At 69.4% G+C, this 20,714-nt stretch carries 20 protein-coding genes; 9 read left to right on the forward strand and 11 right to left on the reverse strand.

Annotated elements, in window-relative coordinates; translation table 11 throughout:
* Positions 1–5: 5 nt before the first annotated feature.
* On the reverse strand, positions 6–512 hold the full coding sequence (locus AB0333_RS04880; protein WP_366217619.1) for a VOC family protein: 507 nt from the start codon (positions 510–512) through the stop codon (positions 6–8).
* A 110-nt stretch (positions 513–622) separates the two neighbouring features.
* On the opposite strand from AB0333_RS04880, the gene AB0333_RS04885 reads away from it, so the two are divergent.
* Positions 623–1,408, forward strand: coding sequence for a helix-turn-helix transcriptional regulator (locus tag AB0333_RS04885; protein WP_366217620.1), 786 nt, complete (start codon positions 623–625; stop codon positions 1,406–1,408).
* On the opposite strand, the gene AB0333_RS04890 is transcribed toward AB0333_RS04885, so the two are convergent.
* Positions 1,402–2,301, reverse strand: coding sequence for an amidohydrolase family protein (locus tag AB0333_RS04890; protein ID WP_366217621.1), 900 nt, complete (start codon positions 2,299–2,301; stop codon positions 1,402–1,404). The two genes, AB0333_RS04885 and AB0333_RS04890, sit on opposite strands and share 7 nt — an antisense overlap.
* Positions 2,302–2,518: 217 nt before the next feature.
* On the opposite strand from AB0333_RS04890, the gene AB0333_RS04895 reads away from it, so the two are divergent.
* On the forward strand, positions 2,519–5,110 hold the full coding sequence (locus AB0333_RS04895; protein ID WP_366217622.1) for a hypothetical protein: 2,592 nt from the start codon (positions 2,519–2,521) through the stop codon (positions 5,108–5,110).
* A gap of 102 nt (positions 5,111–5,212) precedes the next feature.
* On the opposite strand, the gene AB0333_RS04900 is transcribed toward AB0333_RS04895, so the two are convergent.
* The 4 genes from AB0333_RS04900 to AB0333_RS04915 all read right to left on the reverse strand — a co-directional run bounded on the left by AB0333_RS04900 (position 5,213) and on the right by AB0333_RS04915 (position 7,857).
* Complete coding sequence (locus tag AB0333_RS04900) at positions 5,213–5,899, reverse strand: C40 family peptidase (protein WP_115932441.1); 687 nt, start codon at positions 5,897–5,899, stop codon at positions 5,213–5,215.
* Positions 5,900–6,141: 242 nt separating this feature from the next.
* Positions 6,142–7,134 (reverse strand): hypothetical protein, encoded by a 993-nt coding sequence (locus AB0333_RS04905; RefSeq protein ID WP_366217623.1) that lies wholly within the window; start codon positions 7,132–7,134, stop codon positions 6,142–6,144.
* Positions 7,131–7,478 (reverse strand): helix-turn-helix transcriptional regulator, encoded by a 348-nt coding sequence (locus AB0333_RS04910; protein ID WP_211309036.1) that lies wholly within the window; start codon positions 7,476–7,478, stop codon positions 7,131–7,133. The genes AB0333_RS04905 and AB0333_RS04910 overlap by 4 nt, the downstream gene beginning before the upstream one ends.
* A 91-nt stretch (positions 7,479–7,569) precedes the next feature.
* Positions 7,570–7,857 carry a dihydrofolate reductase family protein gene (locus AB0333_RS04915; RefSeq protein WP_366217624.1) on the reverse strand — a complete coding sequence of 96 codons (288 nt, stop codon included), beginning with the start codon at positions 7,855–7,857 and terminating at the stop codon, positions 7,570–7,572.
* Between the two features lie 182 nt (positions 7,858–8,039).
* Between AB0333_RS04915 and AB0333_RS04920 the strand changes: the two genes are divergently transcribed.
* Positions 8,040–9,239, forward strand: coding sequence for an IS110 family transposase (locus AB0333_RS04920; RefSeq protein WP_366217625.1), 1,200 nt, complete (start codon positions 8,040–8,042; stop codon positions 9,237–9,239).
* Here the strand turns inward: AB0333_RS04920 and AB0333_RS04925 are convergent.
* On the reverse strand, positions 9,209–9,625 hold the full coding sequence (locus tag AB0333_RS04925; RefSeq protein ID WP_366217626.1) for a dihydrofolate reductase: 417 nt from the start codon (positions 9,623–9,625) through the stop codon (positions 9,209–9,211). The two genes, AB0333_RS04920 and AB0333_RS04925, sit on opposite strands and share 31 nt — an antisense overlap.
* Before the next feature lie 106 nt (positions 9,626–9,731).
* On the opposite strand from AB0333_RS04925, the gene AB0333_RS04930 reads away from it, so the two are divergent.
* Complete coding sequence (locus AB0333_RS04930) at positions 9,732–10,760, forward strand: MsnO8 family LLM class oxidoreductase (RefSeq protein ID WP_366217627.1); 1,029 nt, start codon at positions 9,732–9,734, stop codon at positions 10,758–10,760.
* A gap of 38 nt (positions 10,761–10,798) precedes the next feature.
* Here the strand turns inward: AB0333_RS04930 and AB0333_RS04935 are convergent, their stop codons facing one another.
* Positions 10,799–11,233 (reverse strand): OsmC family peroxiredoxin, encoded by a 435-nt coding sequence (locus tag AB0333_RS04935; RefSeq protein WP_366217628.1) that lies wholly within the window; start codon positions 11,231–11,233, stop codon positions 10,799–10,801.
* A gap of 290 nt (positions 11,234–11,523) precedes the next feature.
* Between AB0333_RS04935 and AB0333_RS04940 the strand changes: the two genes are divergently transcribed.
* The 4 genes from AB0333_RS04940 to AB0333_RS04955 are packed head-to-tail and all read left to right on the forward strand — an operon-like array spanning position 11,524 to position 15,233.
* Positions 11,524–11,895: a hypothetical protein gene (locus AB0333_RS04940; protein WP_115932445.1), complete on the forward strand. Its 372-nt coding sequence runs from the start codon at positions 11,524–11,526 to the stop codon at positions 11,893–11,895.
* Positions 11,896–11,905: 10 nt separating this feature from the next.
* Positions 11,906–13,081, forward strand: a complete 1,176-nt coding sequence (locus tag AB0333_RS04945) for a hypothetical protein (RefSeq protein WP_366217629.1) — start codon at positions 11,906–11,908, stop codon at positions 13,079–13,081.
* Positions 13,078–14,400, forward strand: a complete 1,323-nt coding sequence (locus tag AB0333_RS04950; protein ID WP_366217630.1) for a hypothetical protein — start codon at positions 13,078–13,080, stop codon at positions 14,398–14,400. Before AB0333_RS04945 ends, AB0333_RS04950 begins: the two co-directional genes overlap by 4 nt.
* Positions 14,400–15,233: a hypothetical protein gene (locus tag AB0333_RS04955; protein ID WP_366217631.1), complete on the forward strand. Its 834-nt coding sequence runs from the start codon at positions 14,400–14,402 to the stop codon at positions 15,231–15,233. The genes AB0333_RS04950 and AB0333_RS04955 overlap by 1 nt, the downstream gene beginning before the upstream one ends.
* 40 nt (positions 15,234–15,273) lie before the next feature.
* On the opposite strand, the gene AB0333_RS04960 is transcribed toward AB0333_RS04955, so the two are convergent.
* A complete protein-coding gene (locus AB0333_RS04960; RefSeq protein ID WP_366217632.1) occupies positions 15,274–16,269 on the reverse strand; it encodes an NADP-dependent oxidoreductase in 996 nt (331 codons plus the stop codon).
* Positions 16,270–16,632: 363 nt separating this feature from the next.
* On the opposite strand from AB0333_RS04960, the gene AB0333_RS04965 reads away from it, so the two are divergent.
* A complete protein-coding gene (locus tag AB0333_RS04965; protein WP_366217633.1) occupies positions 16,633–17,784 on the forward strand; it encodes a ScyD/ScyE family protein in 1,152 nt (383 codons plus the stop codon).
* Between the two features lie 47 nt (positions 17,785–17,831).
* Here AB0333_RS04965 and AB0333_RS04970 read toward each other — a convergent pair whose 3' ends face one another.
* Positions 17,832–19,856 carry an FAD-dependent oxidoreductase gene (locus tag AB0333_RS04970; protein WP_366217634.1) on the reverse strand — a complete coding sequence of 675 codons (2,025 nt, stop codon included), beginning with the start codon at positions 19,854–19,856 and terminating at the stop codon, positions 17,832–17,834.
* Positions 19,857–19,995: 139 nt separating this feature from the next.
* A complete protein-coding gene (locus AB0333_RS04975) occupies positions 19,996–20,697 on the reverse strand; it encodes a hypothetical protein (RefSeq protein ID WP_366217635.1) in 702 nt (233 codons plus the stop codon).
* Positions 20,698–20,714: the final 17 nt, after the last annotated feature.

Genomic DNA, 20,714 nt, shown 5'->3' on the forward strand with positions numbered 1-20,714 from the left:
CGGCGTCAGCCCTGCGCAGCCGCCCACTCAGCGACCCGCCGCCCGCTCTCCGCCTCGGTCAGGTCCTCCACGCGGGACATCAGCGACCACCTGATGCCGAAGGGATCACGGACGGAGGCGAAACGATCCCCGGAGACGAACGTGCTCAGCGGCTCACGGATGGTCGCCCCCGCCCGCTCTGCCCGGGCCACCAGCCCGTCCACGTCCGCGCAGTACAGCCCCATCGAGTAGCAGTCCTCGTCGCCTGCCGGGGCGGGCACCATGCCGTAGTCCGGGTGGGGCTCACCCAGCTGCAACCGGCCCTGGCCGAAGTCCAGCTCCGCATGCACCACCACGCCGCCCATCTCGGTGACGCCCAGAACGCGGGCGCCGAAGACCTCACGGTAGAACTCGACGGCCTCCTTCGCCCCGGCCACCGCCAGGAACGGAGTCAAACTCGTGTATCCCGCCGGCACGCCGGCAGTCGTATGCTCTCCAGTGACCCCGAGCCGGGGCATGTCCTGTTCATTCATGGCCTCACCGTAGGCCCGGTTTCCACCCCGGGGCTTGCAGATTCGCGACACCTGCGGGACCGTCCCCCCGCCGGTCACGCAGCCACCCCAGCCCGAGAGGAGCGCCACTCGTGACCACACCGGACGATGGCCGCGGCATCCTCTACCCCACCCGGCTGCCCTCATTCCACCGGGTCCCCGCCCCTCCCGGGCTCGAGGCGCTCCTGCGCTGGTTTTGGATCCCGCAGTGGAGCCTGGCCGCGGGCCGGACCTCACGCCAGGAGGTCCTGCCGTTCCCCGCCTCCAACCTCGTCGTCCAGCCCGGCGCGGTGACCCTCACGGGGCCGTCCACCCGGGCCTCGTTCCGCGACCTGACGGGCACCGGCTGGGCGGTGGGCGCGTTGCTGCGCCCGGCCGGCGTCGTGCAATGGCATCCGGAGCCGGAACGGCTCCGGGACACCGAGGTGCCCTTTGAGGCCCCGGACCTGCTGGTCTCTGTGGAGGCCGCCCTGGAGCACGACGACGGCGCGGCCGCCCGCGGTGAGGCCGCCTCAGCCTTCGCCCGGTGGGCGGAGGACCGGATGGTCCTGCCGGACGCCGCGGGCCGGCTCGCCAACGCGATGGAGGAGCTGATCGCGACGGACCGGGCGATCGTGCGGGTGGAGCAGGTCGCCGAGCGGCTGGGCGTCTCGGTCCGCGGTGTCCAGCGGCTCGCCCGCAGCCACGTGGGCGTGACCCCGCTGGCGATCATCCGCCGGTACCGGCTGCAGGAGGCGGCCGTTCGGCTACGCGAGGAGCCCGCCATCACGATCGCGGACATCGCCGCCGAGCTCGGCTATGCCGACCACGCCCATCTGAGCCGGGACTTCCGGACGGTGCTGGGGCTGACGCCACGCACCTACCGAGGTGGTCAGTAACCGAGCAGACGCCGCGGCGTGTTCCACAGGACGTTGCGCATCCACTCGTCCCCGAGTCCCCAGCCCACGAGGGCCTCGATCTGGTGGCTGTAGGCGTACGGAATCGAGGGGAAGTCCGTGCCGAAGACCACTTTGCCGTCCAGTGCGGCCATGCTCTCCGGATAGTCCGCCGGGATCGGGGCGCGCAACTCCATCGCGGTGGTGCCGACCATGGTGGTGTCGAGGTAGACGTTCGGGTGCTCGGCCGCCAACTCGGCGAAGTCCCGGTAGTCGGGCAGGCCGGCGTGCGCGATCACCAGCACGAGGTCCGGGTGGCGGTCGGCGAGCGCCCGGACGGGACCGATCCCGGTGAACTCGCCCCGGTGCGGGCCGTTGCCGCAGTGGATGACCACCGGGGTCCGGGCCTGCTCGACCAGTGACCAGGCCTCCGCGAGGGCGGGGTCCAGTGGGGAGAACCCGCCCACCTGGACGTGCACTTTGAAGGCCTGGGCGCCGGCCTCCAAGGCGTCCGCGACCTGCTGTCCCGCTGACACCCCGTCCGGCTCCGGGTAGAACGTGGCCGAGTGGATGGCGCACGGCTGGGACGCGGCGAAGGCGGTGGAGAACTCGTTGAGCCAGGAGGCCATGCCGGGCCGGTGCGCGTAGTTGAGGGTGGTGTAGGCGGTGACGCCCAGCGCGTCCAGGCGGCGGACGCGCTCGTCGGCCCCCACGCGGTAGGCGATGGGCCACGGCAGTCCACCGTCCTCGCCCTGCCGGTCGAAGAAGGCCCAGACCTTCTCCTGGACGGTGTCCGGCATGAAGTGCACGTGCAGGTCCACCAGGCCCGGCAGTCCCAGCGACTTCAGGTAGGGACGGATCTCCTCGTCCATGCGGGGCGCCGGGGTGTGGGTCACGGGATGGCTCCTCAGGGAGGGGATGGAGGGGTGGGGTGAGTGGATCGGGTCCGCGGAACCGGCTCTCACCTGCTGGCATCCTACGGGTCACGGTTCCGAAGCCATCCGCGCCCAGGCCGTCCGAGCCCATAGAATGTCGCCCGTGCCCGGCCCCTCGCAGCGACCCCCCGGCCGCCCACTGCGCCGGCGACCCCCTTCACGTTTCCCGTTTCTGGCCGTGTCCCTGGCCGGAGTGTCCGTGGTGCTCGGTGCCATCGGCCTCCAGCAGGTCACCGCACAGCCCACTGAACCCATCACCTTTGTGGTGGACGAGGGGCTGCCCCATGGCATCACCCAGGAATCGGTGGAGGCCGCCGCAGAGGGGATCGCGCGGGGCCATGAGCCGTTCACCCTGCATGTGGTCGAGCGCGAACTGGAGTGGGACGAGTACAGCAACGGCGAGACCGGTGATGCGGACATCATGCTCTCCATCGGGGACGATCCCGAGGACCCGGACCTCTCGCTGCATGACGCCACCCGCGTGGCCTTCGCCGGGGAGGACTACGGCGACGACTACTCGACCGCCGCCAGCATCCGTGAGACCTTCGTCAACAACCGGACCCTCGGCCACGGACCCCACGCGATCATCGGCGCTGCCCTGACGTCCGCAGACCTGAAGTTCGACCCGGGCATCCGCACCCCGCTGCTGTGGGCTCCCCTGGCCGCGCTGCCGATGTTCATCGCCATCCTCGTCATGTACCGCTGGGTCGGCCGGCGCCGTGACGAGCGCGCGAGATACCGGGCCTTCGGCGAGTCCCAACTACGGCTGGCCCGGGCCGTCCTCGAGTTGGAGACCCTGCAGCTACGGGTGGAGGTGGCCGGCGTCCAGCAGGATCGGCCCCAGCACGCGAGGCTGCAGAACGACTGGAAGCGGGTCCGCGAGCTCACCCGTGAACTCGCCCGCACGGAGCAGTCCCTGGTGGCGGACCTCGACCGCACCTCCCCGCCTCTGAAGGCCCGGACCGCGGAGCAGCTCGAGTCCGATCTCCAGCAGTTCGCCGCGGACACCCTGGACCTGCAACGCCGGGCCGACGTCCTGGCCCAGGCCGCCGAGGTCCGCTCCGGCCATGCCGGGTCCCGGTCCGTCCTGGACCGGCTTGCGTTGCCGCTGCTCCAGTCCATCGACGAGGTGCTCGCGCATCATGACCGCTACCCGGCTGAGGCTCGCGCCCTTCAGGCACACCGAGCTCGCCTGCTGGCCATCGCCCAGGAGGTCGCCGACCATGATGCGGACGAACTGGCCGCGGGGCTGATCTCCCGGCACGGCGATCTCCTGCGACGGTGGAACGCCGTGGAACAGGACATCCGCACGACCGCCCAGCGGATGTCCCGGCGCGTGGCCTCGCCGAAGACTATCCCCAACGCCGCTCACGTGCGGACTTTGAATGAGTCCGTGGACGAACGTGCCCGTGCCAGGGTCTCCGCCGCCACGGCCGGGGCCACCGACTCCTTCACAGGCCTGCGGGCAGCTCTGGGCTTGGGTCACGGCGCCGACCTTGGCCCCCTGCAGGCCACCGAGCAAGTGTTGGAGCTGATCGATCGCCATGCGGGGCACGGTCAGTCAACGCCGCCCCCTCCGCCGTCCACAGCCGCGTCCGGGATCCCCTACGGTCTGCTCCTGGGCGTGTTTCCGCTGCTGGTCTCCCTCGGAGCCGGATTCCTGGTCTCATCCCAGGTCGAGGACAGCCACATCCAGTACGGCCGGACCCTCACCGGCGACCGTCCCCTGGCCGGGCTGCAGGTCTATGGCGATCCGGCGGCGTTGGCCGGGCCAGTGCAGCCCCGGGAGACCGATCCGCAGACCCAGGCGGACAGCCTGGACCTGGACTACGTTCGAGAGCGGATGGCATGGTCCCTCGAACACAGCGACGAGGGCGCGCTGCTGCCGGCCGACGTCGAGGTCACGGTGGCCCTTCTCCCGTCAGAGCGGTACATCGACTATGCACCGGACCCGGAATATGACCATCGCATCGCCATCGACTACTGGGACCTGCTCGAGGCGCAGCAACAGGTGAAGCAGGACGTGGCCGCAGAGTTCCCGGAGGTGCTGGACCCTCGGACGGGTGACGTGGCCCTGGGCCAAGCCATCCTGCCCGTGTGGATCCTGGAGGACGGCACGTACGCGTTCGACAACTTCCTCACCGGAGAGTTCAGTGTGGGCGTCAGCAGTAGGCTGGGCGCCTACGCCTTCACCGGGACTGAACCCACGGTGTACGGCACCGGTGACATGGCCGATGTGTCCATCGGCTGGTGGATCTCCTACGAACTGGAGGACCTGGGACGGGCCATGGAGTACAACCACCTCACCGTGGACCAGGTGAGTCCGGCAGCCGTGTTCTGGGCGGTCTTCTTCAGCGCGTGGACCGGGATCCTGACCGTCATCATGCTCGGCCTGGCCGTGGTGGAAGCCGGCCGGCGCCGGGTGGGCACCGCTGCGGTCCGCCGCCAACTGGCCGGGCTGCGGACCGACCTCGAGCAGCTGGCCCTGGGTCTGGACCTCTCCCGGTTGGACATGGTCGCGGTGCTGGGCCTGGATTCGGCGACCGGCGGCCGGGCGGAGCAGGCCGACCAGCGGCTCTACGAGTCCGCGCTGGTCACGGCATGGCGCGAGGTGGACGCCCTGGAACGGTTGCCGCGCCGGGAACAGCGCGGCGAAGCGTGGGAGGCCCGCGTCCGCCACGTGCGGCGCTTGGTGACGACCCTGGCCACCCAACAGGCCGATGTGGCGCGCCGCGCCGACGCTCTGCTGCGCAGCCAGCGGTTCGGTTGACCGCTGTGCGGGCAAGAGCTGGGTACAACTACACCAATCGTGCCGGGCCACAGTGATCATCACTGTGGCCCGGCACGATGAGAGTGGCTGCGGAGAACCGGATCAGTACCGGGCGGCCGTGCCCATCATGTTCGTGGGGCTGTAGTCCACGTCAGTGACGGAGACACCCTCGGTGTAATTGCGGGCGTGAGCGATCTTTCCATCACCCACGTACATGGCCACGTGGTAGATGCCGGAGGCCGATCCGTTGTTGGACCAGAACACCAGGTCACCGACCTGCAGATCGTCCAACCCCACATACTGGCTGGCCCCGGAGAACTGCGCGCCGGAGGTCCGCGGGATGTCCACGCCGGACTGGGCGAAGGCGTTCTGGGTGAATCCGGAGCAGTCGTAGGCGGACGGCCCGTTGCCACCGTAGGAGTAGCCCACAGAGGAGTCATTGGCGGTGGACACGGCCCAGTCTGCCGCCGCTCCGTAAGAGCCGGACGTCGAGGAGTAGGAGGCCAGCTGGTAGCTGGCACCTTCGCTCGAGGATCCGGCCGAGGCGGTGGAGTAGTCCGAGGCGGAAGACGTCTCGGAAGAGCTCGAGGAGGAGCCCTGGTAGCTCCAGTCCTGGTAGGACGAGGCCTGCTGCGAGCCATCGTTGGCGGAGGCGGGGGCCACCCCGGCCAGCAGGGCGCCGGCAGCGGTGGTCACGCCGAGGGCTCCGACGGTCAGGGAGCGGCGACGGCGGGACCGGCGGGCCTGCAGCTCGGCGGCCAGGCGGTCACGGCGGGTGGGGTAGTTCATGGATTCATACCTTGTTCGACGACGGTGTACACACGGCGGTCCCCGGATCCGAACAGCGCCCGCCCCGTGGCCTTCACAGGCTGGAGTGGGTCACCGTCCGACATCCGCTGGGGTTATCGGACCGTTACTTAAAGGTACAGGTTCGTTATTAAACCGCAACCTTGCGGCGGGCTGAACGGCCCCCGACCGCCATCTGGGTCCCATCAGCCCGCATAAACATCCGCGCTCAACTCACACCGTTATCACGCCGTGACCAGGCGTTCCGGCACGCCCAGGGTCCGCCAGTACTTCACGCAGACATACAGGTCCCAGAGGACGACTACCCAGATGACCACCAGATAGAGCACGTCCACCCAGTCCGTGGCGCCGGAGGTCTGGAGGATGCCGGAGCTGATCGCGGGGTCGATGACCTGCTGCGTCAGGACCAGCACGGTGAAGAACAGGCCGGCCACCACGTCCATCGCAGCCCTGGCCGCCAGTCGAGGCCGAGTGGTGCGGCCCCGGACGATCGTCCAGATGCCCAGCATCGCCTCTACGGCGAGGAGGACGTAGTAGGCCGGGAGCCAGAAGTTCCACAGGCCCTGGTTGACGAACGGTCCGCCGTCGTTCAAGTGGCCCACGTAGAAGAACGAGGTCGGGATCAGCGGCACTAGCGCCAAGAGCACCAGCATGACCAGGCCACCGATGGCCTCGGAGCGGGCCTCCCGTGCATGGGCCATCTCGACCCCCAGATCGTCGACGCTCCAATGCCGGGCCCCGTCCCGCGCAACGGCGGTCTTGTCCCGCGGCTGGGCGACGCGTTCGAAGACCCAGAAGAACAGGGTCACGGAACCCAGGATCCAGAACAGCGCGCTGATCAGCGGCCCCACGATCTGTCCGATCATGGCCCCGATATTGGCCTCGGCCTCCGTGGCGGAATACACCACGATGTTGACGATCAGGGAGACCATGAGGACCACCGGCACCAGCCACTGCAACGCACGCACGTAGACGGGATACAACTCCGGGCCGATCAGGTAGTTCGGCGCGTTGCGGTACCGTGCGGCCAGCCGGGCCGGGTCCCCGAGCTCCTCGAGGGCCTCTCGCTCGGCGGCAGCCTCGTCGGCACCGGTGGCGAGCCGCTCCTCTTGCATGTCCGAGATCAGGGCGGCCAACTCACGGGAGATGTCCTCGCGCTGTCCTTCGGACAGATGCGCGACGACCTGGTCGATGTAGCGACGGGTCAAAGCGGTCATCGTGGTGATTCCTTCCAGAGGGTGGCCAGACTGGCCGTCAGTCGTTTCCATTCGTCCCGGAGCTCGTCGGCCATCCCGGCTCCGTCCTCGGTGAGGCTGTAGTACTTCCGTGGACGGGGCTCCTCCGTGTTCCACTCCGCCTTCAGGAGACCTTGGCCTTCCAGCCGGCGCAGCAGCGGGTAGAGCGTGTTGGCCTCCGCGTCCAGCCCCGCGGACGCGAGGTACTCCAGCAGGGCGTACCCGTAGCGAGGGGTTCGGCAGGCCAGCAGGCAGGCGACCACGAGGGTGCCGCGCCGGAGTTCCTGCCTGTGGGTGGCAAGGGCGGAAGCCAGTTCTTCGTTCACGCCTCACACTTTACTGTGTGACACACACTATTACAACAGAGAAGAGTATTTCGGCTCTACAGGTGAGGACGAACCGGGCCCGCGGGCTACCTCAGGAGGGCAACGTGGTCGGCGGATGCGTGCCCTGCTCGGCCGGAGTGATGTCATAGACGAGCCGGGCCCACTCCCCGATCTTCTCGGCGGACCGCAGCCGCAGCCGGTCCCAGAACATGTCGCCGGAGAACAGCGGTTTCCCGCGGGCCAGGGTCACCGGCGCCAGGGTGATGGCGATCCTGTCCAGCGCGCCAGCGGCCAGGAACTGGGCGGCCAGCCCCGTTACCTTCTTCGTAGCCCCTTCTTCGGAGAGGATGTGGGCGTGCTGGCCGGAAGGCTCCGGCATGATTGCTGCCCCCAGTCGTTGATGATCCGGGGGGTGATGTCACCGGGGCCTGAAGGTGCCGGGGACATCGCTGATAGGGGCCGGGCAGAATTATTCGAGGCCGTTCGTAACGTGGATGCCGAGCTCTGACACCGCTGCTGGACCAGCACGTTGGAATCCGTTTCTAACGCTGGAGATGAGCCATGGTTACCAACCACAGTGAGGTGGATGTCTTCCTCGGGGTCGATGTGGGCAAGGGCGAGCATCACGCCGTTGCCCTGGACCGTGCCGGCACCAAGCTCTACGACAAGGCCCTGCCGAACGACGAGACCAGGATGCGAGCGGTGATCGACACGCTCACCGTCCACGGCACGGTGTTGTTCGTGGTCGATCAGCCGGCCACGATCGGTGCCCTACCGGTCGCGGTGGCCCAGGCTTGCGGGGTGACGGTGGGCTACCTGCCGGGGTTAGCGATGCGCCGCATCGCGGACCTGCACCCCGGCGAGGCCAAGACCGATGCCCGGGACGCCGCGATCATCGCCGAGGCCGCCCGCACGATGCCCCACACGCTGCGCTCCATCCAGGTCGCGGACGAGCAGGTGGCCGAACTATCGATGCTCTGCGGCTTCGACGACGACCTGGCCAAGCAGGTCACCGCCACCTCGAACCGGCTGCGCGGGCTACTGACCCAGATCCACCCCGCCCTGGAACGGGTCCTGGGGCCACGGTTGGACCACCCCGCGGTGCTGGACTTGATCCGCACCTGGCCCACCCCCGCAACACTGCGCACCGCCGGCCGCAAGCGGGTCGCCACCCGGCTGAGGAAACTGGCCCCACGGATGTATGACCGGTTGACCGAAGAGATCTTCACCGCCCTGGACGCCCAGACCGTAACCGTGGTCGGCACCAACGCCGCTTCCGTGGTGCTACCCCAGCTGGCCGGGATGCTCGCCGATCTGCGAACCTCCCGAGACACCCTGCACGCCCAGGTCGAAACCCTCGTGGAGGCCCACCCGCTTCACACGGTCCTGAGCTCGATACCGGCGGTGGGCATCAGGACCGAAGCCAGGATCCTCACCGAAGTCATCGGCAAGGACTTCCCCACCGCCGGACACCTGGCCTCCTACGCCGGACTCTCACCGGTGACCTGGAGATCCGGGACCTCCATCCGTGGGGACCACTCCTCCCGCCGAGGCAACAAGATCCTCAAACGCGCCCTGTTCCTCTCCGCCTTCGCCGCACTGAAGGACCCACTCTCCAGGGCCTACTACGACCGCAAACGGGCCCAAGGCAAGAAGCACAACCAGGCCCTCATCGCCCTGGCCCGACGCCGCTGCGACGTCATCTACGCCATGCTCCGCGACGGCACCCTCTACGAGACAAAATCACCCGCCGCCGCTTGACAGAGAACATAGGGGCACCCCCCGCCGCCCATCATCCAGATGTCGCCGTCGCCGGCGGCCGCCCGGATCTCGGGAAGGTGCCGGCCGGCGTCGCCGTCGAGGATCCGCACATCTGCTCCGGCCGGAACGGGCAGCTGGCGGGTGGAGAACACGAACACCGGTTTCTTCCCCATGGACGAGGCCCACTTCTCCGGATGGGCCACGAGGTCCTCGATCGCCAGCACCCATTCATAGGTGGTGGAGCCCATCACCATGGCGGCGGCCGAGCCCATGAAGTCCGTGATGTCCGGTTGCTCACCCGGGATCTCGAAGAGCCAGTCCAGGGAATCGTCCTCGGTCGCGAGAAATCGGTTGAGGGTCGCAGCGGTTTCGTAGATGACGGCCATGCCCGCACGGTAGCAAGGGCCCGACGCCGGCAGGCAGGTCCCACAGCCCGCCGCCGGTTTCTCCGGTCGCGGCAATATTCTGGGCGACGATCCCGTTATGCCGGACATGACCTCGCACCCCGCCACCCGCCTGCCCGTGTCCCTCCTCGACCGCGCCAACACGATCGAGGGGGCCAGCGAGGCCGAGGTGCTGAGGGGGGTCATCGCCCGGGCCCAACGGGCGGAGCAGCTGGGATACTCGCGGTTCTGGGTGGCCGAGCACCACGGTGTACCCGGCATTGCCGGCTCCACCCCAACACTGCTCATGTCCGCCATCGCCGCCGCCACGGACCGGCTCCGCGTGGGCTCCGGCGGGGTCATGCTGCCGAACCACCAGCCCCTGGTCGTGGCCGAACAGACCGCCACCCTCCAAGCCCTGTTCCCCGGACGCATCGACCTGGGCCTAGGCCGCTCCGTCGGGTTCACCCCGGCCGTCCGGGCGGCACTGCGCCGGGACAAGGAGGCCGCGCAGCAGTTCCCGCAGGACCTCGCCGAACTACTGGGGTTCCTCGGCGGCACCGGTCCGTTCACCGCACGCCCGCAGGACCATGCCGCCACCCCGGTGTTCGTCCTGGCGACCGGGCAGGGGCTGCGCTGGGCCGCGGAGGCCGGGCTGGCCGTCGTCGTGGGCGGGCCGTCCCTGTATCAGCGCGGCGGCGAGGCGGGACATGAAGGCCTCGCCCGGTACCGCCGCGACTTCCGCCCATCACCATGGTTCGCGGAGCCCTACGTCATCGTCTCGGCGAACCTCGCCGTGGCGGATACCCGCGAGGCGGCGCGGGACCTGGTCCTACCGGAGGCCTGGGCGCTGGCCCAGTCGAGGGTCAAGGGCGAGTTCCGCGCCCTGGAACCCGCCAGGGACGTCCGGGCGGTGATGCGCGGCGAGTGCGACGCCGGCTCCGTTACCGACCGCGACCGGCGGCGCGTGGAGGAGAACCTCGCCTCCGGGATCCATGGCACCCCGGACGAGGTGCGCGAGGCGGTGGAGTCGCTGGTGGACTTCACCGGCGCCGATGAGCTGCTGGTGACCGGCGGCATGAGCGATCCGGCCGGCCAGCGCCGCTCGGACGAACTCGTGGCGGGGTTGTTCGCCTGAGAGCGTGACCACCCGGTCTCAGCCCACGTTGCCTGGCCTCAGGTCAGGGTGGCGTCCACGGTGATGTCCTTGACACCGGCGAGCGCCTGGGACACCGGGCACTGGTCCTTGGCCTGGTCCGCGATCTTCACGAAGTCCTCGGTGGAGATCCCCTCGACCTGTCCCTTGACGACCAGCATGATGCCGGTGATGCCGACGCCGGCCTCGAAGGTGACGTCCGCGGTGGTCTCCAAGTTGGTGGGGGCGGTGCCGTTCTCCTTGAGCATGTTGGAGAACTGCATGGTGTAGCAGGTGGAGTGGGCGGCGGCGAGCAGTTCCTCGGGGTTCGTGGTGGCGCCCGCCTCCTCGGCCCGGGCCTTCCAATTCACGTCAAAGGTGGCGGCCTTGGATGTCTCGAGGGCGGTGGTCCCGGAACCGGTGAACAGGTCACCGTCCCACTGGGTGCTGGCCTTGCTGACGATCGGACGGGGCATGGAGTTCCTCCTGTGACGTCTGGACGTGCCGGGTTGCCGGACCGGTGACGGTGCCGACGTGGCCACCGTATCGCCATCGGTGCCCGAATGTCAGGGTGTGCCGCGGCCGGGATCGCCGGGTCGGCATCACGGAGTCGTCATCACCGTGCAGATCACATGGGTAGTTCTCCCCACTGCGGATCTCTGGACGCGTCCCTACAATCGAACGGTGAGCGCCGGTGACGGACCAGCCGGGGCCATTCGCGCATCAACGGCAGCATGCCAGAGGACGAAGAGGAGGGCGGCACACCATGGGCGCCTATGAGATTGACCCGGTGGGACTCGGCGCGGTGATGCTCAACGCCGACGTCCACGTCCAGAACCTTCGGGATGACAACACCTTGACCACGGCCCTGTCCTCGGCGGAGAGCGCCGCCAAGGACGTCTCCGTGGTGGTCGAGGCGCTGTCCTCGTTCGAGGCGAACCTCGCCATCCCCGCCAAGGACAACATCATCAGCCTGTGCGAAGGTCGGCTGGTGGCCACCCAGACCTTGGTGGATGCCTATGTCGAGGCCTCGGCGGAGCAGGGCGAGAACGCCCGCATCTCCAGCGAGGCGATCGACACGGCCCGGGACACCCTGGACCGGGACCAGTACGGTGCCGTCGACCTGAACGAGCTCTGAAGGAGATCCCATGGCGCGTTTCCCCCAACTGGACAAGCTGGACAACTGGCCGGATCCGCAGACCATCCGTGACGCCGCCACGGACCTGAACACGGCCGGGGAGAAGTACAAGACGGAGGTCGACGGCGCCAAGACCGAGTGGAGCTCCGTCACGGACTACTACCAGACGGACACGGGCCTGCAGATCCAATTGGCCGGCGCATTCAACCTGCCCTCGGACCGGGCCGAGAACCTGGCCACGGCCCTGGGCGAGGCAAAGTCGGCGCTCAACACCTGGGCCGGAGCAGTCGAGGCGTTGGAGACCCGCAACACGGACGCACAGGCCGCGGCAGCCGCCTTCCCCGGGGGGCTCACGAGTGACGATCCGGCGTACCAAGAGGAGATCGACCGGATCAATGGCCTGATCAACGGGGTCGTCACCGACTACGAGACCGCCAACGAGGCCTGCGCACAGACCCTGACCGGCATCACGGTTCCCATCGCGAACGAGCACGGCCAGGCCTTGGGCTGGGGCGGCATCACCACCGGCTATTTCGAGACGATCCTCGGCCAGGTGCACTACGAGTACAAGCCGCCGACCACCCCCACCTTCAGCCGTCGAGAGTTCCTCCGAGGCCTGCCCAACCTGGCCCAGGGCCTGGACCCCGACGGCAGACCGGTCAAGCTCGACGTTCCCGAACCGGACTTCAACCGGGACATCCAGATGACGCACACCGGCACGGACGCCGATGGCAACCGCCTGCGGCAGCCGAACGGCATCCGGATCGGTGGAGGCGCCCTCTCCGTCCTGGCCGCAGGCTTCACCTTCGCCAGCGAACGGCAGAAGGCCGAAGAACGCCTCCTCCAGGAGAATCCGAACCTCAGTGAGGAGGAACTCGAGAACGAGGTCGGTCAGGAGACCTTGGTTCGCGGCGGCACGGCCATCGCCACCGGGGTCGCCACCGGGGCGATCATCGGCTCGGTGGTCCCCGGGGCCGGTACCCTGGTGGGCGCCGGCGTCGGCCTGGTCATCGGCACCGGCGTTGCCGTGGCCCTGGAGTTGTCCGGATGGCAGGACGACATCAACGATTTCGTCATGGACGGGTTCAACAAGTATGTTCCGGAGGGAATCCAAGAGGGGGTCGGCGAGGCCGGTGACTTCGTCGGCGATCTCGTGACCGGCAATTGGGGAGAACTGTTCGATTGAGCGACTCGGCCACCTGGCGGAACCTGTCCTGGCAAGACCTCACGTTCGAGGTGCCGTCCAACTGGCGGCAGCTGCCCGGTCAGGACCTGACCGTGGTGCATCCGCTTCGGGAAGATCTGGACTACACGCCGACCTTCACGGCGCGCTACGTTCCCTCTCGCGGCCGGTCCCTGCCGCAGCTGGCATCCCTGGCCGCCGCCGTGCTGACCAGTACCGCACCGGACTGTCTGTGGCTGGACACGGCCCCCTTCCGCCTGTCCTCCGGGACAGAAGTCCGCAACGGCCGTCGTCAGGTCTTCCTCCATGCGTCCCCGGCGGGTGAACTGGTCAGCTACCAATGGCTCATCGAGGACGGCGAGCGCCTCCTGGAGATGTCCGCGCACTGCACCGTGGCCCAAAGCCGGCACCTGCAGCCACTCATGCTCCACCTGGGCGGTTCCGTGCGCCGGTCCGGTGACGGCTCTGCCGCCGGGGGTCCCGTCGCCCCGACGCCCTTCGACGCGCGCCTGTCCGGCTTTCCGGACCGGGAGCCCCGGCTCGACGCCGCGGCCTCGAAGGCCCACGGGATGCCACTGGAGACCCTGGACAAGGTCCGCGGCTTCCAGGCCTGGTCCCACGAGGGTGGCTGGTTCGACGACGCGTACGTGCGCCGGATCGAGGCCGGCGGCGTCCTGGATCCCGAGACCTACGCCGGCCTGGGGCTGTCCGGGACGGGTCGTGACCGTCCCGCGGAGTTGCAGACCCTCGACTCACCGCACCGGCACACGGCCGTGCTGCACACCCCCCGTGGTTCCAGCTCCGTGGACCTGAGGCTGTCCCGGGACGGCTTCGCGGGCTGGGCGGCCCCGGGCCTGGTCGCGATGCTGGACCCGGATCCCGCGGTGGAGGCACACCGGCTGGCCGCTGACCGCCAGTTCGTCTCCGGCGCCTGGGACGCCCTGCCGAAGGCGGTGCTGTCCTGGGCGGGGGTCACCCCCGCCTGGCTCGGCTGGCCGCCGGTCACCGTGGACTGGTCGGCCATCGAGGACCACGCCGGCCCGGGCTCGTCAGCCTCTGGAACGGCCGGAACAGCGGCGGCGGCCGCACTGCCGGAACCGTTGCGGGACGGCCGTTGGTGGTTGCTGCGCCTGGCCGGTACGGATGCCACGCCCCAGCCCTGGCTCATGACAGAGCGCCACGGCTGCTTCGCCATCACCGGCGAGCCCGGGGACGATCAAGCCACCCTGGTCCAGGTCAGCGCCCTCACCGTATTCACCAGCCTGGTCGAATACTGGGACGAAGCCACCCGCGGGGTCACCGGCGGGTCCGGAACCTCCTGATGTGGTTCTTCCTCTTCATCGGCGCGGCATTCCTGGTCTTGGGCTGGGGCGCCTACGCCGGCTGGAACCGACGGTGGCTCTCCCGACCGCTCATCTACGCCGGCCACCTCGGACCGGCCATGGTCCCCATGGGCGCCGGCTTCGTCCTGATGGGACTGTCCACTCCCGTGGCTGATCTCTTCGCCACCGGAGGCCCGACGACGGCCAGCGGCATCGCCTGGTCCGTGGGCTTCTTCGGCGGTTTGGCCCTCGTGGTCGCCGGGCACTTCATGGGCACCTCGGGCATGCCCGCCCGATGGCGGCCCCGCTGGGTCCGTGCCCTGGAGGGCCTGGCCGCCCGGCCCGGGGACCCAGCGCCTGCACCGGGCGACTTGGCGCCGAACTGGTCCACGGTGGCCACCGGCACGGATTCGGCCCCCGGTCCGACCGGCTACGCCCCACCTCTCGAGCCGATCCCCCAGCGTTCGGTGCAAGCCGTCATCAACGCCGCCTGGGGTGGTGCCCGCTCCCGGCAGAAGGACCAGGGTCAGCTCGAGCTGCTGCAGCGGCTGAACCTGCTGGACAGCCGGCTACATCCCACTCCGGCCGGAGCCCTGTTGGCCGCGCGGCTCTACTGGGAGTCTGCCGACACCCTGGTCATCGAGGCCACCCCGCCGGGCCGCCGTAGCGTGGTGGTGACGATCGTGGACCACGAGGTCGCGGTGCTCGAGTTCCGTCAGGACTGGGGCCGGGCTGCCGAGGCAGGCACCGGCCTCGGGGGGTTCGACGTGGTGCCCTATCGCTCCGAGGAGCACCTCGGCGAACTCCTGCGGCCCTGGGTCACTGCGGTCTGAACCACCGCCCTCTGAACCGCCACCTACGTTCCCCGCGTCCTCAGCCGGTCACCACCACATTGCCCACGGGACTGCCGGACTCGACGGTGGCCACCGCCTCCGCCGCCTCAGAGAACGGATAGACGGTGGAGACCACGGGGGTGAAGTGTCCCGCGGCCACCAGGTCGGCGACCTGCGCGTAGACCGCGGAGGTGCGGCGGCGGGTGACGGGCGCACCGCCGAGTTCCCGGGCCAGGTCGTAGTCGGCCACACTGCGCAGTGGCAGCACGCTCGAATGGCTCGGGCCGGACGGTGCCCGCTCTACCCTTCCCCACCCGGATCCCCGCCCGGACCCTCCTGCTCCGCTGCCGGCCCGGAGAAGTCCGGCGGCTTCGCGCAGGGTGTCACCACCCACGGTGTCGATCACGCCGTCCACCCCGTCCGGGGCCAGGGCCCGCACCCGCTCGGTCCAGCCGTCTCCCTTGACCACATGGCGCGCGCCCAGTTCCTCGACGATCGGCCGCTTGGATTCCGAGGCCACGCCCAGCACGGTCAGCCCGCGGTCCCGGGCCAAGCCGCAGGCGGCCGTTCCCACACCGCCCCCGGCGCCGAGCACCACGAGCGTGGCGTCCTCGGGAAGATCGAGCTCGTCCAGGGCGTCGAAGGCGGTGCACACGGATACCGGCAGGGAGGCCGCCTGTTCAGCGGAGACCGCCTCGGGCCGCAGGGCCGTGCCGGCCGCACTGAGCAGGACCTGTTCGGCGAACCCACCGGTCCCGGCCGCCGTCGAGCCGAACACCGCGTCTCCGGGACGGAACTCGGTGACCCCGGGGCCGACGTCGAGCACCTCACCGGCCGCCTCACGGCCCATGGGCATGGGGAACCGGACCTCGATCCGATCCCGGCGCAAACCGGACCGGACCTTGATGTCCGCCGGGTTCACGCCAGCCGCGGCCAGGCGGATCAGCACCTGCCCCTCACCGGGCGTCGGGTCCTCCATCTCGAGGTGGTGCATGACCTCAGGACCACCGTACTCCGTGTATCCGAAAGCTCGCATGCGGTCATCTAACCAGGTCCCGCCAGTGAACGGAGGCCGGTCTGCGCGGCGCCGGTCCCCGATCATGCCCTGGTGGCGAGCCACCGGGTGAGCAGCCTCGAACCTACCTGGCTCGAACGTACCTGAAATGCGGGCATTCGAGAGCTTGACATCACCTGACATGGACTGTTGCTGCCGCCGGACCGGGCCCGGTCCGGCGGCGGATTTCCGGGCGGTGACCGGGGATGGACCGGCCTGCCGTCGCGGCCATACTCTCCTGCTGTTCCCGCGCACTGAAGGCCTCCCCCGGCTCCGCGCGCAGGCACTGGCCCGTCCCGCCCGGGACGGTCCACTCGCAGCCGTTTCACCCTTCGGAGGACCCCCATGCGCACGTCCCGTGCGGCAGCCGCTGCCAGTTGTCTGGCCCTCGCCGTCACCCTCATCGCAGCACCCGCCCAGGCCCATTCGCCCACCCCACCCGCCCCGGAGACGGTGGCGCAGGGCCTCGTCGGGCCCCTGTCCGTCGCAGCCGGCCACCACGGTTCGGCCTACGTCACCCAGAGCTTCACGGGCACCCTGTCCAAGGTCAGCAGACGGGGGACTGTCACCACCGTCCACCAGATGCGGCCTCCCGTCAGCGAGGAGATGCCCAACGAACTGGTCGGCATCGACGTTGCTAAGGGGTCCACCTTCCACATCGAGTCCGATTTCGGTCGCGGCCCCACCAGCCACCTCGTCAAGACCTCCGAGCGTGGAAAGCGGACCGTGGCCAGCCGGGACTTCATCGCCCACGAGAACCGCAACAACCCCGATCGTCGGCAGACGTACGGGCTCCGCGGGCTGGACGCCACCTGTGCCGCCGAGGTGGCGGTGCTCGAGGAGGCCACCGGCCTACACCTCAATCGCTACCGGGGCATCGTGGAGTCCCACGCCTACCAACTCGATGTCCACGGGAACACCGCCTATGTGGCCGACGCCGCCGCGAACGCGATCCTCAAGGTCGACCTGAAGACCCGGCGCATCTCCACCGTGGCCGTCCTTCCCACCACCACCATCACGATGACGCCGGAACTGAAGGCCGGCTTCGATGCTCAACTGGGTGCCCCGGAATCGGGCCTGGCCGTGCCGGACTGCGTCGTCGGGGCGGACTACACCGTTGAACCGGTGCCCACGGACGTGCGGGTCGGACGCGATGGAAACCTGTACGTCTCCACGCTCCAGGGCAGCGCTGGAGAGATGGTGCCGATCAGCACGGTGTACCGGGTCAATCCGTGGTCAGGGAAAGCCCGGGCCGTGGCCAGCGGCATGCACGGCACCACCGGTCTGGACGTGGACCAGAACGGGGACATCGTGGTGGCCGAGATGTTCGGCGGGGAGGTCTCCGTCATCAAGAAGGGCAGTACGTCGGCCAAGACGCTCTTCGCAGCAGAGTCACCCGCTGACGTGTCCTTCGGCGGGTCCACGCTCTATGCCACCACGGGAACCTTCGGTGACGGTGCCCTGGTGACGTACGAGCGGAAGAGGGGGCGCGGCTGACCGCTCATCAGAATCTGCAGGGCCAGCCCCGGATCTCCTCCAGGCGGTCACCCGAACGGGATTTCACCGCGCAGAGAATCGAGGTCCCTGACCGGCTCGAGCCCCGTCCTCTCGATGAGCTTCCGGGCCGGTTTCACCGACTCCCAGACGTTCCACAGCAGCACGCCCCGGACCGCGCCGATCTGATTCACGTAGTAGACCACGCCAGTGGAGTGGTCCGGTTGGCTGTCATCCCCCAAGGCCCAATCCTCGACCGTCCGGTGGCGGGTGTCCACCTCGCCGACGGCCTCATAGCCGAAGTCGAACAAGTCGGACCAGAAGAACGGCGTGGTGCGGTAGGGCCGGTCCGCACCGGCCATGTTTCGCCCGGCCACCGTGCCCATGGTCTCGGCCGCGGACGCATGCTCCACCCGGCGGACCCCCAGCAACCGGTCCGGGTAGCGGGCGACATCTCCCGCCGCGTAGATGCTGTGCGCCCCGGTCCGCAAGTGGTCGTCCACCAGGATCCCGTCGTCCACCGCAAGCCCGGCGGCCCGGGCCAGTTCGGTGCGGGGGGATACCCCCACCCCGACGACGGCCGCGTCCGCCGCGATCTCGGTCCCGTCCTCGAGGCGGACGGTCACCCCCTTGCGCCGGGTGGAGCCGCCGGCGAGCCGCCCGACCACCAGTTCGACACCGCGGTCACTGAACTCCCGGGTGACCGTGTGGGCCAACGACTCGGGGAACAGGTGAGCCAGCAGCGGAACGGAGGTGACCACAAAGGTGACCCGGACCCCGTTCTGGGTCAGCACGGCCGCGAGCTCGGAGCCGATGTACCCGCCGCCCACCACGACCACGTGCGCCCCGGTCCGTGCGAGTTCGCGTAGTCGCCGGAAATCGTCCACGGTCCGGTAGTAGAGGACCCGCGAGCCGGGTTCGAGCCCGGCTAGACGGGGTGCAGCCCCGGTGGCCAGCAGCAGTTTGCCGTAGCGGACACGCTGCCCGCCGACGAGGGCGAGTGAGCGGTCGTCCGGGTTCAGGGACGTCACCGTGGTGCCGAGATGAAGCTCGGTGCTCTCATCCGGGGCCTTCGCCGCACCGGGCGCCGCGGAGAGCATGAACGATTCCTCCAGGCTGGCGTCCTCCTTCAGCCACAAGGTCTTGGAGAGGTCCGGGCGGTACACCGGGGCGGAGGGATCCTCGCCGAACACCCCGATGCTCCCGGCCTGGTCCTCGGCCCGGATACCGTCAATGGCCTTGGCGGCCGCCATCCCCGCGCCGACGATCACGTAGTCGTAGGCGTCCCGGACGGCGTGCGGCCGGGTGCCGGCCAACCACTGATCCGGCGTGACCTCGTCCACGAGCCCGTCCTCGGGGATGAGCCCGCCCGAGGCGATGGCACGGCCGAACAGGGGCACCTCCAGGATCCTCTTCGGGCTCTTGCCGCCGAGGGAACCCCGCACCGCCACCATCCTCCGGGCCACGTCGGCCGCCGTCGCGACCTCCGGTCCGCGGATGGCCACCTCCCGCACCTCGTGCCCGGTCCGTCCGTCGGGCTTCCGGGCCACCTCGTCCGCCACCAACCGGGCCACGGAGGCCGCGGAGACGGCTGCCATGCGCATCGTCGGGAGGACGGCGACCGGGCCCACTGTGGTCCGCCGGAGGATGGTGGGGACCAGCTCGAACCACTGCGTCGAATGGATGATGGTCACGGGCAGCCCCGAGGAACGGTAGGCGTGCTCCTGCGCCGCCTTGCCACGGTAATACCCGTACGTCTTGTTCACGGCCGGATCGGCCGCCCCCGCGATCGAGACGCAGACCAGCCGCCCGACGCCGGCCCGGCGGGCCGCCGCGCAGACGTTGCCGGCCGTCGTCGTGAAGTACTCGATCGCCGCGGCGGCGCTCAGGGTCTCCCGGTTCAGCGCATCCACCACGGCGTCCGCGCCGGCGAGTGCGGCCTCGAGCCCCTCGCCCGTCACCGCGTCCACCCCCGAGCTGCGGCTGGCGGCGAGGACCTCATGGCCGAACTCGCGCAGGCGCGTGGTGATGAGTGTTCCGATGGTTCCGGTGGCCCCGAGCACGACGACCTTCATGGTCCGCATGGTAGGTGCGCGGGCCCCTCGGATGTCAGGTCCCGTCGACGTGCCGGGCCGGCCGGGCGTACAGGCCGGGTGTTCAGACCGGGCGTCCAGGCCGGGTGTTCAGACCGGGCGTCCAGGCCGGGCACGTCCGTCAGGAGAGCTGGCCGAAGTGATCCGGGAACTCCCGGGCGAAGTCGAACGCCGAGATGCCGTAGACGTTCCGGTAGTGCTCCAGCCATGCCGGGATCAACCACACCCGCTGCAGGAATTGCCAGTGCTGGGGCTGGCGAACCAGAGCCCACGTGGCGAACAGCAGCTCGGCCAGGTCCGAATCCACCATGAAATTGCGCTGGCCCTCGGGCGTGACCCCCAGCATCACCAGCCGGCCGGGCTCGATCATCTGGCATTCGAGCAGGTCGTCCCAGCCCCACCACAGGAGACCCGCAGCGGTCCTCAGGTAGAACCCGTACTGATTCACGAACACGGATCCCTGGTCGAACGGACGCCAGTCCGCCTGGGCCATCCGTTGGGCGTCCGAGCGGCGCCGCGAGTTGCCGATGGCTCGCCCGAGGGCAGCTCCGGCGGTGAGGGCCAGGCCGAGCCGGCCGGTGGCCAGGAAGACGCCGCTGGTGTGGACGTAGCTCCCGTCCCCTCCCGATCCATAGACGGCGCGGCGAAACGGGGCACTCGCGATGATCCGGTTGTCCGGGAACGTTCCGGCCACGGCGAAGTCCACGGGGACGGGATGGATCTGGTCGAACTCCCCGTGGGCATAGGCGTGCATCACCTGCGCCGTCCTCAGCAGCATCTGGTCCCGGGCAGTCCAGGGCTCCCCCGGTGCGTAGGTCCCCATGACTCCACCTTAACGGC

The sequence above is a fragment of the Citricoccus sp. NPDC079358 genome, assembly GCF_040702545.1.
Taxonomy (GTDB): Bacteria; Actinomycetota; Actinomycetes; order Actinomycetales; family Micrococcaceae; genus Citricoccus.